Annotated in this window: 17 protein-coding genes and 2 pseudogenes; 12 read left to right on the top strand and 7 right to left on the bottom strand. The window is 71.5% G+C overall.

Annotated elements, in window-relative coordinates:
* Positions 1-152 precede the first annotated feature (152 nt).
* Together ACZ462_RS05580 and ACZ462_RS05575 are read left to right on the top strand one after the other, a co-directional pair.
* Positions 153-410 (top strand): SHOCT domain-containing protein, encoded by a 258-nt coding sequence (locus ACZ462_RS05580; protein ID WP_467809513.1) that lies wholly within the window; start codon positions 153-155, stop codon positions 408-410.
* Positions 411-426: 16 nt separating this feature from the next.
* On the top strand, positions 427-1,065 hold the full coding sequence (locus tag ACZ462_RS05575) for a DUF305 domain-containing protein (protein ID WP_467809514.1): 639 nt from the start codon (positions 427-429) through the stop codon (positions 1,063-1,065).
* Positions 1,066-1,122: 57 nt separating this feature from the next.
* Here ACZ462_RS05575 and ACZ462_RS05570 read toward each other — a convergent pair whose 3' ends face one another.
* Entirely contained in the window at positions 1,123-1,782 is a 660-nt protein-coding gene (locus ACZ462_RS05570) for a hypothetical protein (RefSeq protein WP_467809515.1), read from the bottom strand.
* An 85-nt stretch (positions 1,783-1,867) separates the two neighbouring features.
* Complete coding sequence (locus tag ACZ462_RS05565) at positions 1,868-2,290, bottom strand: DUF6153 family protein (protein ID WP_467809516.1); 423 nt, start codon at positions 2,288-2,290, stop codon at positions 1,868-1,870.
* A gap of 441 nt (positions 2,291-2,731) precedes the next feature.
* Between ACZ462_RS05565 and kdpF the strand changes: the two genes are divergently transcribed.
* From kdpF to ACZ462_RS05525, 8 genes are all read left to right on the top strand, one after another.
* On the top strand, positions 2,732-2,821 hold the full coding sequence (kdpF, locus tag ACZ462_RS05560) for a K(+)-transporting ATPase subunit F (RefSeq protein WP_467809517.1): 90 nt from the start codon (positions 2,732-2,734) through the stop codon (positions 2,819-2,821).
* A gap of 8 nt (positions 2,822-2,829) precedes the next feature.
* On the top strand, positions 2,830-4,494 hold the full coding sequence (gene kdpA, locus ACZ462_RS05555; protein ID WP_467809518.1) for a potassium-transporting ATPase subunit KdpA: 1,665 nt from the start codon (positions 2,830-2,832) through the stop codon (positions 4,492-4,494).
* A complete protein-coding gene (gene kdpB / locus ACZ462_RS05550) occupies positions 4,491-6,629 on the top strand; it encodes a potassium-transporting ATPase subunit KdpB (RefSeq protein WP_467809519.1) in 2,139 nt (712 codons plus the stop codon). The genes kdpA and kdpB overlap by 4 nt, the downstream gene beginning before the upstream one ends.
* Positions 6,630-6,634: 5 nt before the next feature.
* Complete coding sequence (locus tag ACZ462_RS05545; protein WP_467809521.1) at positions 6,635-7,273, top strand: potassium-transporting ATPase subunit C; 639 nt, start codon at positions 6,635-6,637, stop codon at positions 7,271-7,273.
* 47 nt (positions 7,274-7,320) lie between these two features.
* Complete coding sequence (locus tag ACZ462_RS05540) at positions 7,321-8,007, top strand: response regulator (protein WP_467809649.1); 687 nt, start codon at positions 7,321-7,323, stop codon at positions 8,005-8,007.
* Between the two features lie 5 nt (positions 8,008-8,012).
* Positions 8,013-10,553: an ATP-binding protein gene (locus tag ACZ462_RS05535; RefSeq protein ID WP_467809647.1), complete on the top strand. Its 2,541-nt coding sequence runs from the start codon at positions 8,013-8,015 to the stop codon at positions 10,551-10,553.
* Positions 10,554-10,717: 164 nt separating this feature from the next.
* Entirely contained in the window at positions 10,718-12,088 is a 1,371-nt protein-coding gene (locus ACZ462_RS05530; protein ID WP_467809646.1) for a TrkH family potassium uptake protein, read from the top strand.
* Positions 12,081-12,803 carry a potassium channel family protein gene (locus tag ACZ462_RS05525; RefSeq protein WP_467809645.1) on the top strand — a complete coding sequence of 241 codons (723 nt, stop codon included), beginning with the start codon at positions 12,081-12,083 and terminating at the stop codon, positions 12,801-12,803. Before ACZ462_RS05530 ends, ACZ462_RS05525 begins: the two co-directional genes overlap by 8 nt.
* 38 nt (positions 12,804-12,841) lie before the next feature.
* Here the strand turns inward: ACZ462_RS05525 and ACZ462_RS05520 are convergent.
* The 3 genes and pseudogenes from ACZ462_RS05520 to ACZ462_RS05510 all read right to left on the bottom strand — a co-directional run bounded on the left by ACZ462_RS05520 (position 12,842) and on the right by ACZ462_RS05510 (position 14,122).
* A pseudogene (locus ACZ462_RS05520) lies at positions 12,842-13,206 on the bottom strand (arsenate reductase/protein-tyrosine-phosphatase family protein).
* A gap of 44 nt (positions 13,207-13,250) precedes the next feature.
* Complete coding sequence (locus ACZ462_RS05515; protein ID WP_467809644.1) at positions 13,251-13,757, bottom strand: GNAT family N-acetyltransferase; 507 nt, start codon at positions 13,755-13,757, stop codon at positions 13,251-13,253.
* The gene (locus ACZ462_RS05510; protein WP_467809643.1) at positions 13,754-14,122 is read right to left on the bottom strand and encodes an ArsR/SmtB family transcription factor; all 369 of its coding nucleotides are present in this window, start codon (positions 14,120-14,122) and stop codon (positions 13,754-13,756) included. Before ACZ462_RS05510 ends, ACZ462_RS05515 begins: the two co-directional genes overlap by 4 nt.
* 145 nt (positions 14,123-14,267) lie before the next feature.
* Between ACZ462_RS05510 and ACZ462_RS05505 the strand changes: the two are divergent.
* A pseudogene (locus ACZ462_RS05505) lies at positions 14,268-14,429 on the top strand (FAD-dependent oxidoreductase); the annotation flags it as partial.
* A gap of 176 nt (positions 14,430-14,605) precedes the next feature.
* Entirely contained in the window at positions 14,606-14,869 is a 264-nt protein-coding gene (locus ACZ462_RS05500; RefSeq protein ID WP_467809642.1) for a TVP38/TMEM64 family protein, read from the top strand.
* A 9-nt stretch (positions 14,870-14,878) separates the two neighbouring features.
* On the opposite strand, the gene ACZ462_RS05495 is transcribed toward ACZ462_RS05500, so the two are convergent.
* Positions 14,879-15,433 carry a hypothetical protein gene (locus tag ACZ462_RS05495; protein ID WP_467809641.1) on the bottom strand — a complete coding sequence of 185 codons (555 nt, stop codon included), beginning with the start codon at positions 15,431-15,433 and terminating at the stop codon, positions 14,879-14,881.
* Positions 15,433-15,576: a hypothetical protein gene (locus ACZ462_RS05490; RefSeq protein WP_467809640.1), complete on the bottom strand. Its 144-nt coding sequence runs from the start codon at positions 15,574-15,576 to the stop codon at positions 15,433-15,435. The genes ACZ462_RS05495 and ACZ462_RS05490 overlap by 1 nt, the downstream gene beginning before the upstream one ends.
* Between the last annotated feature and the right edge of the window lie 6 nt (positions 15,577-15,582).

The following is a 15,582-nucleotide window of genomic DNA, read 5'->3' as shown; positions in this document are numbered from 1 at the left end:
GTCCCTTCCAGCATGCGCCTGCCGCGCGGTGCTGCGCGGCAGGGACCGGCGGCCCCCGGAGGGGACCGTTCGGCCCCCTCCCCCGCAGCCCGGTCGGCGGGACGATGCAGAGACAGGTGGGACAAGCTCCGCGGCGAAGAAGGTGAGCGGCGATGATGTTCTGGTACGGACACGTCGGCGGATGGGGCTGGTTCGCGATGACGGCCGGCATGATCCTGTTCTGGGCGCTGGTCATCACCGCGGCCGTGCTCCTCTTCCGGGCCCTGGACCGTCCTCACGAGCACATCCACACCCCCGGCCCGACGCCCGAGGGCATCCTCGCCCGGCGACTGGCTCGGGGAGAGGTCGACGAGGACGAGTACAGGCGTCTTCTGGCCGCCCTCCGATCCCCTCCGCGGAACGGCCCGTGACCACAGGAGGAACGCCATGACCGCCAACCGTCCGCAGGGCCGCCGCGTCGCCCTGACCGCCGCCGCCGCCGCGTTCGCCCTGGCCGCCTCCGGCGGCGCCGTGGCCGCCGCCTCGGCCGAACCGGCTCGCCCCGCCGGTGTGGCGGTGCCGGCCCCCACGCAGGCCGACGAGCACAACAAGGCCGACGTCGCCTTCGCGCAGGAGATGATTCCGCACCACCGCCAGGCCGTCATGATGGCGCGGATGGCGCGCAGCCACGACTCTTCGCCGCAGGTCAAGGCCCTGGCCGCGAGGATCGAGAAGGCTCAGACCCCGGAGATCGAAACGATGACCGGATGGTTGAGGGCATGGGGCGAAACGGTGCCGCGGGGCATGGAGCACATGCCGGGTATGGGGCATGACGACGATGACGCGGGGTCCCCGTCCGGCGTGATGGGCAATCGGGGCATGACGGCCCTCGACCGCGCTTCGGGCCGGGCGTTCGACACGATGTTCCTGACCATGATGATCGAGCACCACGAGGGTGCCGTCGACATGGCCGAGTCCGAGCTCCGGCACGGCTCCTACGGCCCGGCGAAGGACCTGGCCACCGACATCGTCAGGACCCAGACCGCCGAGATCGCCGAGATGCGCGCCATGCTCGCGGCGCGGTGACGGCGGCGTCCGGCCGGCGTTGCCGCCCCGGCCGAGGGGCCGGGGCGGCCATGGCGGTCAGTGGTCGTGGGCGTGGCCGTCCTGCGCCGGCTTGGCGGGCGCCTCGGAGGGAGGGGCTGACTCGGCGGGCGCCTGGTCCGGCTCCGCAGGAGTCCCCGTCGTGGTGCCGTGGTCGTGGCTGTGGCCGTCCGAACCGATGGTGCCGGCCAGAGCGGTCATGCCCAGCCACGCGCCGGCCGCGATGACGACGACGACCGCCGCGAACGGGCTGACCAGGTGCCGCCAGCGGCCCTTGGAGTCCTTGGCGACGAACGCGACGTACGACATGAGCAGCCCGACGGGGGTCATCCACGCGCTGCGTTCGGGGAACTGCTCGAAGTGCTGGATGCCGCCGCCGACCAGGCCGACGCCGAAGGACAGCAGGAGGGAGAAGGAGACCACGGAGACGGCCCGGCCCACGGCCGGACGCTCGTCGGCCAGCACGAACTCGTTGACGATCGTGCCGAGGAGGAAGACGACGGCGCCGACCGCGCAGATGATCCCGTACAGCGAGGGATCGATCGGGTAGTGGACGACGGCGCCTGCGATGAGGGCGGCGCCCATGAAGTAGAGCATCTGGCCGGTGTAGCGGGCCGGGAGGGCTTTCTTGTCGAACGCGGGGCGGCGGTGCTTCGCGGGGGGAGTGCGGTGGTGCTCGGGTTCGAGAACGGTGGTCACGCGGGTCGTGCCTTTCGGATCGTGAGGGTGAGGGCATGCAGAAGCGCGCCGGCACCTGTGGTGCGGCGTCACGCTGGTGCGGCTCTCAGCAGCGCAGGATCGAAAGTCGGTGAAGGCACGGCGGGTCGACGGTGCGGCCGGTCCGGAAGCGCGTGAGCGCTGCCCACGGGCGCAGTGCCCCGGTGGCGCCCGCGCGCCTGAGGGCGAACGTGAACAGGGCGGCGACGATGTACAGCAGCGCCAGGCAGCTCTCCTCGACCCCGCCGTGGTCGCATTCGCCGTCCGGGCCGTGCGGTGCCGTGGTGGTGCCGGCTGGGACGGCGTGGGAGTGGGCGTGCTCCGTCGTCCCCCGTGCGTCGACGAGCTGGTGCCGGGCGGCATGGCCGCTGTGCAGGGGCTGATGGGAAGCCAGGACGTGCATGCCGAGGAGGGCGAGCACCACCGCGAGGAGCGCCGGCGGCAGCCACGCTGCTCTGTGACGGTTGCGACGTACGTTGCCTGAGATCACGCCTCATGCCAAAGGACGGCTTGGCGGTGGGAAGGCCGGCTTCGGGCATCCCCACCCGGACCGGAAGGAAGATAGCACCGGCTGCGGACCGGTCTGCGCGGTGTCCGGAACCCGGGCTCTGCCGTGCTTCGCCGCGGCCCGCAGCGATGCCCGGCTTGCGCGGGTTGACGGCGGTCCGCTGCCCGGTGCTCCGGTGCTCGCCGGGCCCGGAGGCGCCCCCCCCGCGTCAAGGTTGCGTCAAGGCCGCGGCGGATGCCGTATGGGAGCCGTCAAGGACGCTTAACACCACCGGGCGAGTGGGGTTAGCTCGTGCTCGGCCAACCGGCCGATTCCGTACTTTCACCCACTCCAGGAGCTCACGATGGCCGACGTGGCCTTCGTCGCCACCACGATCGCGGTGTTCGCGCTGGTGGCTCTCATAGCACGGGGGGTGGCGAAGCTGTGACTGCCGAGAACATCGTCGGGCTGGTCGTGGCCGCCTCCCTCCTCGGCTATCTCGTCCTCGCCCTCCTCAAGCCGGAGAGGTTCTGAGCACCGAGATGAGCCCCGTTCTTGCCGATGTGCTCCAGGTGGCGGCGCTGATCGCCGCCCTGGCGCTGGTGCACCGCCCGCTGGGCGACTACATGGCGCGCGTCTTCTCCTCCGAGAGGCACCTGCGGGTGGAGACGTGGATCTACCGCAGCGTCGGCGCCGACCCGGACACCGGGATGCGCTGGACGGCGTACCTGCGCGGTGTCCTCGCGTTCTCCGCGGTGAGCGTGCTGTTCCTGTACGTGCTCCAGCGGGTCCAGGACCAGCTGCCGCTGTCGCTCGGCTTCCCGGCGTTCACCCCGGACCAGGCGTTCAACACCGCAGCGTCCTTCGTGTCGAACACCAACTGGCAGTCGTACTCGGGTGAGGCGGCGATGGGCCACATCACCCAGACCGCCGGTCTGGCGGTGCAGAACTTCGTCTCCGCCGCCGCGGGGATCGCGGTCGCGATGGCGCTGGTCCGCGGCTTCGCCTGCTCCCGCACGGGTGAGCTGGGCAACTTCTGGGCCGACCTGGTGCGCGGCACCGTCCGGATCCTCCTCCCGATCGCCGTGGTCGCCGCCCTGCTGCTGGTCGCCGCAGGCGCCATCCAGAACTTCGCCGGCATCCACGAGCTGACCACGGTCACCGGGCAGGCGCAGAGCATCTCGCCGGGCGCCGTCGCCTCCCAGGAAGCGATCAAGAACCTGGGCACGAACGGCGGCGGCTACTTCAACGCCAACTCGTCCCACCCCTTCGAGAACCCCGACGGCTTCTCCAACCTGCTGACGGTCTTCCTGCTGCTCGTCATCCCGTTCTCCCTGCCCCGCACCTTCGGCCGCATGGTCGGCAGCCCCAGGCAGGGCTACGCCATCCTCGGCGCGATGGGCGCGATCTGGCTCGCCGGCGTGGTGCTGGTGACCTGGATCGAGTACGCCCACCCGGGTGCCGCCTCCCAGATCGCGGGCGGCGCCATGGAGGGCAAGGAGCAGCGCTTCGGCGAGGGGGCCTCCTCGCTGTTCGCGGTCTCCACGACCATGACCTCGACCGGCTCGGTGAACTCGTTCCACGACTCCTTCAGCGGCCTGTCCGGCGGCGTGCTGCTGCTCGGAATGATGCTCGGCGAGATCGCGCCCGGCGGCGTCGGGTCCGGCCTGTACGGCATGCTGGTGATGGCCGTGGTCGCGGTGTTCCTGGCGGGCCTGATGGTCGGCCGGACGCCGGAGTTCCTGGGCAAGAAGATCGGCACCCGCGAGATCAGGTCGGCGGCCCTGTACATCCTGATCACCCCGGCTCTCGTGCTGACCGGGACCGCGGTGGCGATGGCCCTGCCGGACGGCAGGGAGGCCATGGCCAACGTCGGGGCGCACGGCTTCTCCGAGGTCCTCTACGCCTACACCTCGGCGTCGAACAACAACGGCTCGGCGTTCGCCGGCTTCGGCGCGAACACGCCGTTCTTCAACACCACGCTGGGCCTGTGCATGCTGCTGGGCCGCTTCCTGCCGATGGTGTTCGTGCTGGCGCTGGCCGGCTCGCTCGCCGAGCAGGCCCCCGTCCCGGCCACGGCCGGGACCCTGCGTACCGAGAAGCCGCTGTTCACCGGCCTGCTCGTCGGCGCGATCCTGATCGTCACCGGTCTGACGTTCTTCCCGGCGCTGGCGCTGGGGCCGCTCGCCGAGGGGCTGGCGTCATGACCTCCAGTCTCAAGAAGCACGAGGACGAGATGTCCACCTTCACCCGGGCCCCCGCGCCGCACAGCGACGTGCCCACGGGCCGCAAGCCCGACGGCGGCCGTGTGGGCGGCGGCCTGTTCGACCCCGAGCAGTTGCTCAGGTCCTTCCCGGACGCGGTGCGCAAGCTCGACCCGCGGGTGATGGCCAAGTCGCCGGTCATGTTCGTGGTGCTGATCGGCTCGGTCGTCACCACGGTGCTGGCGGTCAAGGACCCGACGGACTGGTTCGGCTGGGCCATCACCGCATGGCTGTGGCTGACGACGATCTTCGCCAACCTCGCTGAGGCCGTGGCAGAAGGCCGCGGCAAGGCGCAGGCGGACACCCTGCGCAAGGCGAAGACGGACGCGGTCGCCCGACGGGTCGTCGGCAGGAACGAGGAGCGCGTCCCCGGCACCGAGCTGAAGATCGGGGACCTGGTGGTCTGCGAGGCAGGCGACGTCATCCCCGGAGACGGCGACGTCGTCGAGGGCGTCGCCTCCGTCGACGAGTCCGCCATCACGGGCGAGTCGGCCCCCGTCATCCGGGAGTCCGGCGGCGACCGCAGCGCGGTCACCGGCGGAACGAAGGTCCTCTCCGACCGCATCGTCATCAAGATCACGACGAGGCCCGGTGAGACGTTCATCGACCGGATGATCAGCCTGGTGGAAGGCGCGGCCCGGCAGAAGACGCCGAACGAGATCGCGCTGAACATCCTGCTGGCCTCGCTGACGATCGTCTTCCTGCTGGCCGTGGTCACGCTGAAGCCCTTCGCGATCTATGCCGGGGCCGATGAGCAGACCTCGCCGGTCGTGCTGACCGCGCTGCTGGTCTGCCTGATCCCGACCACCATCGGCGCGCTGCTGTCCGCGATCGGCATCGCCGGCATGGACCGCCTGGTCCAGCGCAACGTCCTGGCCAAGTCCGGGCGGGCGGTCGAGGCCGCCGGAGACGTGTCGACCCTGCTGCTCGACAAGACCGGCACCATCACCCTGGGCAACCGGCAGGCCGCCGAGTTCGTGCCGGTCAAGGGCACCACAAAGGCCGAGGTCGCCGACGCCGCCCAGCTGTCCTCCCTCGCCGACGAGACGCCCGAGGGCCGTTCCGTCGTCGTCCTGGCGAAGGAGGGGTACGGGCTGCGCGAGCGCCACCAGGGCGAGCTGGCGCACGCCGCCTGGATCGGGTTCACCGCCCAGACCCGCATGTCGGGTGTGGACGTGGACGGCAGGAGGATCCGCAAGGGCGCCGCGGGCTCGGTCACCGCCTGGGTGCGGGAGCGGGGCGGCGACGTGGCGGACGACGCCGGCACCCTCGCCGACACGATCTCCCAGGCCGGCGGCACCCCGCTGCTCGTGGCCGTGGAGGACGACAGGGGCGCCCGGATCCTGGGGGTCGTCCACCTCAAGGACGTGGTCAAGGAGGGCATGCGGGAGCGGTTCGGGGAACTGCGCCGCATGGGCATCAGAACCATCATGATCACGGGTGACAACCCGCTGACGGCCAAGGCGATCGCCGAGGAGGCCGGTGTCGACGACTTCCTCGCCGAGGCCACCCCCGAGGACAAGATGGCCCTCATCAAGCGGGAGCAGGCCGGCGGCAAGCTGGTCGCGATGACCGGCGACGGTACGAACGACGCCCCGGCCCTGGCCCAGGCCGATGTGGGCGTGGCGATGAACACCGGCACCTCGGCCGCCAAGGAGGCCGGGAACATGGTGGACCTGGACTCCGACCCGACGAAGCTCATCGAGATCGTCGAGATCGGCAAGCAGCTCCTCATCACCCGCGGCGCGCTGACCACCTTCTCCCTCGCCAACGACGTCGCGAAGTACTTCGCGATCATTCCCGCGATGTTCGCGGTCGCCTATCCGGGCCTGGACAAGCTGAACATCATGGGCCTGGCCTCCCCGGAGTCCGCGATCCTCTCCGCGGTCGTCTTCAACGCGCTGGTCATCGTCGCGCTGGTGCCGCTCGCCCTCAAGGGAGTCCGGTACCGGCCGAGCAGCGCCGACAGCATGCTCCGCCGCAACCTCGGCCTCTACGGCCTCGGCGGCCTCATCGCCCCGTTCATCGGCATCAAGCTCGTCGACATGGCCCTGTCCCTCGTCCCCGGAATCGGCTGATCAGCATGAACACTTCCGTCTCCACCACCGGCCGCCTGATCGGGGCCGCCCTGCGGATGCTGCTGGTCCTGACCGCCGTCACCGGCATCCTGTACCCGCTCGCCGTCACCGGCGCCGCCCAGGCCCTCTTCCCCGGCAAGGCCAACGGCTCGATCGTCGAGGCCGACGGCAGGGAGGTCGGGTCCGAGCTGATCGGGCAGAGCTGGAACCTGCCCGGGCAGAACCCGGACGACGAGGACGAAGCCGCCCGGCCGGACCCGAAGTGGTTCCAGCCGCGCCCGTCGAACAGCGGCTACGACCCGCTGGCCACCGGCTCCGGCCAGCTCGGCGCCGACGACCCGACCCTCGCGAAGACCGTCGCGGCCACCAAGAGGGCGGTCGCGGAGTTCAACGGCGTACCCGAGTCCGACGTGCCCAAGGACGCCGTCACCGGAGCCGCGTCCGCCATCGACCCGCACATCTCCCCGGAGTACGCGCGGATCCAGGTCGCCCGGGTCGCCAGGGCCAACGGCCTGACCGGCCCGCAGGTTGCGAAACTGGTCGAGGACCACACCGAAGGCCGCACCGCCGGGTTCCTCGGCGAGCCGCACGTCAACGTCCTGATGCTCAACCTTGCCCTCAAGGCAGCCACCGGGAGCCGATGACCCACCCGCCCGACCCGTTTCCCTACCGACGAAGAAGGCACGACAGCATGAGCAAGATCTTGGTGGTGGAGGACGACCCCCGGCTCGTCCGGGCCCTGAGGATCAACCTGCAGGCCCGCAAGTTCGAGGTCGTCTCCACCGCCCACGGCCAGGCCGCTCTGCGCCTGGCCGCCGCGGAGCGGCCGGACGTGGTCCTCCTGGACCTGGGGCTGCCCGACATGGACGGCATCGACGTGATCAAGGGGCTGAGGGACTGGAGCTCCGTCCCCGTCATCGTCCTGTCCGCGCGGCAGACCTCCGAGGAGAAGGTCAGGGCCCTGGACGCCGGCGCCGACGACTACGTCACCAAGCCGTTCAGCATGGACGAGCTGCTCGCCCGGCTCCGGGCGGCCGTCCGCCGCCAGGCGGAGAACCCGGCCGGCCGGCCCGACCAGGCGGTCGTGGAGACCGACGAGTTCACCGTGGATTTGCCGGCCAAGAAGGTCCGGCGAGGCGGCCGGGACGTCCGGCTCACGCCCACCGAGTGGCACCTGCTGGAGATCCTCATCACCCACCCCGGACGGCTGGTCAGCCAGCGCCGGCTGCTCATCGACGTCTGGGGGCCGGGGTACGCGGACAAGACGAACTACCTGCGCGTCTACATGGCCCAGCTGCGGCGCAAACTGGAAGCGGACCCCGCGCACCCCCGGTATCTGATCACCGAGCCCGGCATGGGCTACCGGTTCGAAGGCTGAGCACCATGCGACGCGGCACATTCCGCATCTACCTCGGCGCGGCACCCGGCGTCGGCAAGACCTACGCGATGCTCTCCGAGGGGCACCGCCGGATCGAACGCGGCACCGACGCCGTCGTCGGCTTCGTCGAGCACCACGGCCGGCCCCGCACCGAGGTCATGCTGCACGGCCTGGAGGAGGTCCCGAGGCGCGAGCTGGAGTACCGGGGCGGCCGCTTCACGGAGATGGACGTGGACGCCGTCCTGGCCCGGCGCCCCGCCGTCGCGCTCATCGACGAACTCGCCCACACCAACGTGCCGGGCTCCCGCAACGCCAAGCGCTGGCAGGACGTCGAGGAACTGCTCCAGGCCGGCATCGACGTCATCACCACCGTCAACATCCAGCACCTGGAATCCCTCGGCGACGTCGTCGAGACCATCACGGGGATCCGCCAGCAGGAGACCGTGCCCGACGAGGTGGTCCGCCGCGCCGACCAGATCGAACTGGTCGACATGTCCCCGCAGGCACTGCGCCGCCGCATGGCCCACGGCAACATCTACCAGCCCGACAAGGTCGACGCCGCGCTCTCCCACTACTTCCGGCCCGGCAACCTCACCGCCCTGCGCGAACTCGCCCTGCTGTGGACGGCCGACCGCGTCGACGAGTATCTCCGCGAGTACCGCGGCGAGCACGACATACGCACCACCTGGCAGGCCCGCGAACGCATCGTCGTCGGCATCACCGGCGGCCCCGAGGGCCGCACCCTCATCCGCCGCGCCGCCCGCCTGGCCGAGAAGGGCGCCGGCGGCGAGGTCCTCGCCGTCTACATCGCCCGCAGCGACGGCCTCACCGCCGCCTCACCGAAGGAACTCGCCGTCCAGCGCACCCTGGTCGAGGACCTCGGCGGCACGTTCCACCACGTCATCGGCGACGACATCCCGCAGGCCCTGCTGGAGTTCGCCCGCGGCGCCAACGCCACCCAGATCGTCCTCGGCGTCAGCCGCCGCCGGTCCTGGCAGTACGTCTTCGGACCGGGGGTCAGCGGCACCGTCGCCCGTGACTCCGGCCCCGACCTCGACGTGCACATCGTCACCCACGACGAGGCCGCCAAGGGCCGCGGACTGCCGATCGCGCGGGGCGCCCGCCTCGGCCGGTCCCGCATCCTGGGGGGATGGCTCGTCGGCATCGCCGGCCCCGCCCTGCTGACCGTCCTCCTGCGCACCGCCGTCCCCGAGCTGGGGCTCGCCAACGACATGCTGCTCTTCCTGAGCCTCACCGTCGCGGCCGCCCTGCTGGGAGGGCTGCTGCCCGCGCTCGCCTCGGCGGCGTTCGGGTCCCTCCTCCTCAACTACTTCTTCACCCCACCGCTGCACCTGTGGACCATCGCCGACCCCAGGAACATCGTCGCCATCGCGGTGTTCTTCGCGGTCGCCGTCTCCGTCGCCTCGGTCGTCGACCTCGCGGCCCGGCGCACCCACCAGGCCGCGAGACTGCGCTCCGAGGCCGACATCCTCTCCTTCCTCGCCGGCAGCGTGCTGCGCGGCGAGGACTCCCTCGACGCCCTGCTCGAACGGCTGCGCGAGACCTTCGCCATGGAGTCCGTCGCCCTGCTGGAGCGGACCGGCGAGGTGGACCCCTGGAGCACCGCGGCCAGCACCGGCCCCCACCCGGCCGAGCGCCCCGAAGACGCCGACGTCGACCTGCACATCGGCGAGAACTTGGCCGTGGCCCTCACCGGACGGGTCCTGCCCGCCGAAGACCGCCGGGTCCTGGGCGCCTTCGCCGCCCAGGCCGCCGTCGTCCTCGACCGCCAGCGCCTGGTCGGACAGGCGGAGGAAGCGCGCCGCCTCGCCGAGGGCAACCAGATCCGCACCGCCCTCCTCGCCGCCGTCAGCCACGACCTGCGCACCCCGCTCGCCGGGATCAAGGCCTCCGTCTCGTCGCTGCGCGCCACCGACGTCGAATGGTCCGACGAGGACCGCGCCGAACTCCTCGAAGGCATCGAGGACGGCGCCGACCGGCTCAACGCCCTCGTCGGCAACCTCCTCGACATGTCCCGGCTCAGGACCGGCACCGTCACCCCGATCATCCGCGAGACCGACCTCGACGAAGTGGTCCCCCGCGCGCTGCACGGCATCCCCGACGGCAGCGTCGAACTCGACGTCCCGGAAACCCTCCCCATGGTCGCCGTCGACGGCGGGCTTTTGGAACGCGCCGTCGCCAACATCGTGGAGAACGCCGTCAAGCACAGCCCGGAGGGGCACCCCGTCCTGGTCTCCGCCAGCGCCCTCGCCGACCGGGTCGAACTGCGCGTCGTCGACCGCGGACCCGGCATCCCCGACGAGGCGAAGGACCGCGTCTTCGAACCTTTCCAGCGCTACGGCGACGCACCCGCCGGCGCCGGCGTCGGCCTCGGCCTCGCCGTCGCCCGCGGCTTCACCGAGGCCGTCGGAGGCACGCTCACCGCGGAGGACACCCCCGGCGGCGGCCTCACCATGGTCCTCACCGTCCCCACCGCCGAAGCGGCGACGGGGCCCCGCGACGCCCCGCGCGCGGCCCTGACCTGACGCCGTACGAGCCCCTCGGCTGCTGCCCGCGGACGGGGCGCCACGGACACCCTGCCCACCCGTGTGCCCTTCCGCCTACCTGCGGGTACTCTGGGCCGCTGCGGTCCTTGGGGCGTCCCTGACGACGGGGCCCGTTGCCGGGACCGTATCGAAGGGCGAACGAAGTGGCTGGACGCGTGGCCGGGGTGTGGCGGCTGTTCACCGCACATCCCGCCCGAACCGTGGTGTCGGCGTTCGCCCTGGTGACCGCCCTCGGCACCGGCCTGCTGATGCTGCCCGCGGCGTCCACCGACGGCTCGGTCACCGACCCCCTCACCGCTCTGTTCACCTCTACCTCCGCGGTGTGCGTGACGGGACTGGTCGTCGTGGACACCGCCACGCACTGGAGCGGCTTCGGCGAGGGCGTCATCCTGGCCCTCATCCAGGTCGGCGGGTTCGGCATCATGACGATGGCCTCCCTGCTCGCCCTGCTCGTCTCCGGCCGGCTGCGCCTGCGCATGCAGCTCACCGCTGCCGCCGAGACCAAGAGCCTGGGCATCGGCGACGTACGGCGCGTCCTGCTCGGCGTGGCCGGCTGCACCCTCGCGGTCGAGCTCGCCGTCGGGGCCCTCCTCGCCCTGCGGTTGCGGTTCGGGTACGGCAGGCCCCTCGGCGAGGCCGCGTACTCCGGCTTCTTCCACGCCGTCTCGGCCTTCAACAACGCGGGCTTCGGCCTCCACGCCGACAGCATCGTCCCCTACGCGCGGGACCCCTGGATCACGATGCCGATCGCCGCCGCGGTGATCCTGGGCGGTCTGGGCTTCCCGGTCCTGCTCGAACTCCTGCGCCACCGCACCCGCCGGCGCACCACCGGGCGGCGCAACTGGTCCCTGCACACCCGGCTGACCCTCGTCACCAGCGCGGTACTGCTCCTGGTGGGCACCGTCACGACATGCCTGCTGGAATGGACCAACGCCGGAACCCTCGGCGCGTTCGACTGGGACGAGAAGATCCTCAATGGATTCTTCTACTCGGCGATGAGCCGCACCGCCGGGTTCAACGCCATCGACATGGGCGCCCTCAACGCCTCGACCGTCCTGTTCACCTGCACGCTGATGTTCATCGGCGGAGGCAGCGCCGGAACGGCCGGCGGCATCAAGGTCACCACCTTCTCGGTCCTGGCCGCCGCCATGCTCGCCGAGGTCCGCGGCGAACCCACCTCCACGGTGATGGGCCGCCGCCTGGCCCCCCACGCCCTGCGCCAGGCCCTCACCGTCGCACTGCTGGGCATCGGCCTGGTCATCACCGCCACCCTGGCCCTGCTCACCGTCACCAAGGCCCCGGCCGAGGCGGTGCTGTTCGAGGCGGTGTCCGCGTTCGGCACCGTCGGCCTGTCCACCGGGATCACCGCCGACATCCCGGCCGCCGGGCAGCTCATCCTGGTCCTGCTGATGTTCATCGGCCGCCTCGGACCGATCACCCTCGTCTCCTCCCTCGCCCTGCGCGAGCGGACCCGCCGCTACCAGCTACCCGAGGAGCGACCCGTCATTGGGTAACTACCTGAACTCCCTGCGCCACCGCCGCCGCAAGCGCCTCACCGACCTCGGCGCCCAGCTCCACTCCGACCAGCGCGTGGCCGTCGTCGGACTGGGCCGCTTCGGCAGCTCCCTCGCCCACGAACTGACCCGGCGCGGCTGGGACGTCCTGGGCATCGACACCGACGCCTCCCTCGTGCAGAAGCACAGCGACGCCCTCACGCACACCGCCGTCGCCGACTGCACCGACGCCGAGGTCCTCCACCAGCTCGGCGTCCACGAGTTCTCCAGCGTGGTGGTCGGCATCGGCACCGACATAGAGGCCAGCATCCTCATCGCCTCCAACCTGCTGGAGGCGAAGGTCCCGAACATCTGGGCCAAGGCCATCAGCCGCCAGCACGGCCAGATCCTCGAACGGCTCGGCGTCCACCACGTCGTCCTGCCCGAGCACGAGATGGGCGAACGCGTCGCCCACCTCGTCACCGGCCGCATGCTCGACTTCATCGAGTTCGACGACGACTACGCCCTGGTCAAGACGATCACCCCGACCGCGATCACCGGCGTCACCCTCGCCCAGAGCGCGGTCCGCACCAAGTACGGCATCACCGTCGTCGGCATCAAGCGGCCCGGCCAGGACTTCACCCACGCCACGGCCGAGACCGTCGTGGAGAAGGGCGACGTCATCATCGTCACCGGCAGGACGCGCCACGTGGAGGCCTTCGCGGAACTCAGCTGACCCGCGGACCCCCGGTGGCGCCCGCGCCGCTCACGGGATCAGCGCTGCCCCCTGGCGTCGATCTCGGCGACCAGGTTCCCGACGAGGCCCCTGATCTCGTCGCGGATGGGGCGGACCGCCTCGACGCCCTGGCCGGCGGGGTCTTCCAGCTGCCGGTCGAGGCAGGTCCTGCCGGGGAAGGGCGGGCAGGTGTCGCCGCAGCCCCTCGTGATGACGCAGTCGGACGCCTGCGCGGCCTCGGGCGTGAGGACCCCGGGCGTCTGGCCGGAGATGTCGATGCCGACCTCGGCCACCGCGGCCACCGCGGCCACCGCGGAGGGGTTGATCCGGTCCCCGGGCATCGACCCGGCGGATCGGACCTCGACGCGGTCGCCGGCGAGGTGCCGCAGGAACCGGCCGCCATCTGGGAGCAGCCCGCAGCCTGACGCGCCGCACGGACGCGGCGGCCTACGACACCACGCTGCTGCGGCGCTCCAGCAGGACGACGTCCCGCCACACCCCGTGGTGGCGGCCGATCCGCTCCCGGGTGCCGATGACCCGGAAACCGGCCCGCTCGTGGAGGAAGAGGCTGGCGGTGTTCTCGGGGAAGACCCCCGACTGGATCGTCCAGATCCCGGCCGCCTCGGTGGAGGCGATCAGGGCGTCCAGGAGGACGCGGGCGACGCCCCGGCCTCGGGCACCGGGGTGGACGTAGACGGAGTGCTCGACCACACCCGCGTACGCACACCGGTCGGAGACCGCGCTCGCCGCCACCCACCCCAGCACCGTGCCGGCGTCGCCGAGGGCGACGAAGCGGTGGGCGGGCAGCCTGGCCTCGTCGAACGCCGCCCACTCGGGTGCCCGCGTCTCGAACGTGGCGTTGCCCTCGTCGATCCCCGCCTGGTAGATGCCCAGCACCTGTTCGCCGTGCTCGGGCAGGAGCGCCTCGATCCGCAGGCCGGTCACTCCGGTCATGCCGTCTTCGCGGCGCCGGCCAGCAGCGCGCCCATCGCGGCGAGCACGGACGGCTCGACCCGGTAGTACACCCACGTGCCGCGCCGCTCCGAGGACAGCAGCCCGGCCTCCTTCAGCTTCTTCAGGTGGTGGGAGACGGTGGGCTGGGAGACGCCGACATCGGAGATGTCGCACACGCAGGCCTCGCCGCCCTCGTGGGAGGCGACGGCGGAGAACAGGCGCAGCCGGACGGGGTCGCCGAGAGCCTTGAACATCGGCGCCGCGACCTCGGCCTCGTCCGCGGACAGGGGGCGCTCGCTCAACGGAGGGCAGCACGCAGCGGCTGCCTCGGGCTCCAGGAGCGGCAGAACCTTGGCATTCGACATATGTCTATGTTGACACACGTCAAACCAGAGACGACAGGAAGCGCCGACTTCCACGAACATCTATATTTACGAACGTCGAATCAGTCTGCCATCCTGGCGGCACAAGCCAGCGACAGACATCGAAACAAGCAGCAGGGAGCCGACCGTGGACGCGCCAGCCACCACCGATCTGCCCGTCGTCGTCATCGGAGCCGGCCCGGCAGGCCTGGCCGCCGCCGCCCACCTCGTCGACCGCGGCCTCGAACCCCTGGTCCTGGAAGCCGGCCCGGTCGCCGGAGCCGCCGTGCGCGAGTGGGCGCACGTGCGCGAGACCGGCGTATGCGGCGGGGCAGGCCTCTTCGACGAGCCGGAGGCCGCGGAGCCGACCGGCGGCGGCTGCACCGCCCCGCCCACGCTCACCATCGGCCCCGCCCCCGCCGCCTCCGGCGACTGCTGAACCCCATCTCCGCCTCAAGGGGCGTGCGTGTAGCATGCCGAGCCGCTGTGCCCGGCGTGCCCTTCCCGGCCCTTGACTTCGCCGCCGCGTTCTCCGGCGTCCGGTTGCGGTCCTTCGCCGCCGCCACAGCACTGGGAGTCCTCCCCGGCACGGCCGCCTACGTCGTCGCCGGGGCCTCCGCCTCGTCGCCCACCTCGCCGGCCTTCCTGATCTCGGTCGGAGTCATGATCGCGCTGACGGCTCTCACTCTTGTGTCGACGTGGAGACCACGACGGACGTTCGCGGCGCCGACCGTTTCCAGCGCGGTCTGACCGGCCGGATCAACGGGCCGCCCCGACTCCGGCTCCGGGCCCCGCAACCGGAGTCTGACGCTGCTGCTGCATCCGCTGCCCGTAGCGGGTCCGGCCCTGTGGCTTGAACACCGATAGGGCGGTCGCGCCCAGCAGGACGAGCAATGCCGCGCCGGACTGGATGACGAGCTGGGTCCGCAGCCCGACGAGGTCGCCGCCCGTCCAGCCGGGCGCGGCTGCGGCGGCGGCGATGTGGCTGATGGACGGCATGTGGAGGAGGAGCGCTCCGGTGGCCAGCACCGTGATCGCGAGTTTCACCGTGACCCAGTAGTAGCGCAGCAGACCCCACGTGGTGCCGAGGGCCGACACGACCCCGGTCACGAGCGAGGCGAAACAGAGCGGCACGATCACGTACACGCCGGTTACGTCCATCGCCACGTAGACCGACCTCACCGTCAGCGCGTCCTGAGCGACGAGGCCGGTCACTGCCAGGGCGAGGAAGACGGCGACCGCGCCGAACCAGCCGACGGACGCCGTCACATGGGCGGTCAGCGTCAGCTTGCGCCCGCGGGGGGACATCGCCATCAGCCGTGGCCCCGCATACCGCCCCCGGCCAGGTGCAGAGCCAGGAGGACCACTACGAGGAGTGCCGCGCCGATCAGCAAGGCGGTGACCCAGCGGGGCCGGGGAGTGCGCGGGGGAGCGGACCGGTCGGGTGCATCGGACATCGGGAA

This window comes from Streptomyces sp. NPDC031121, assembly GCF_055570615.1.
The sequence above is the reverse complement of the archived record's forward strand: the minus strand, read 5'-3'. Positions and strand labels throughout refer to the sequence as shown.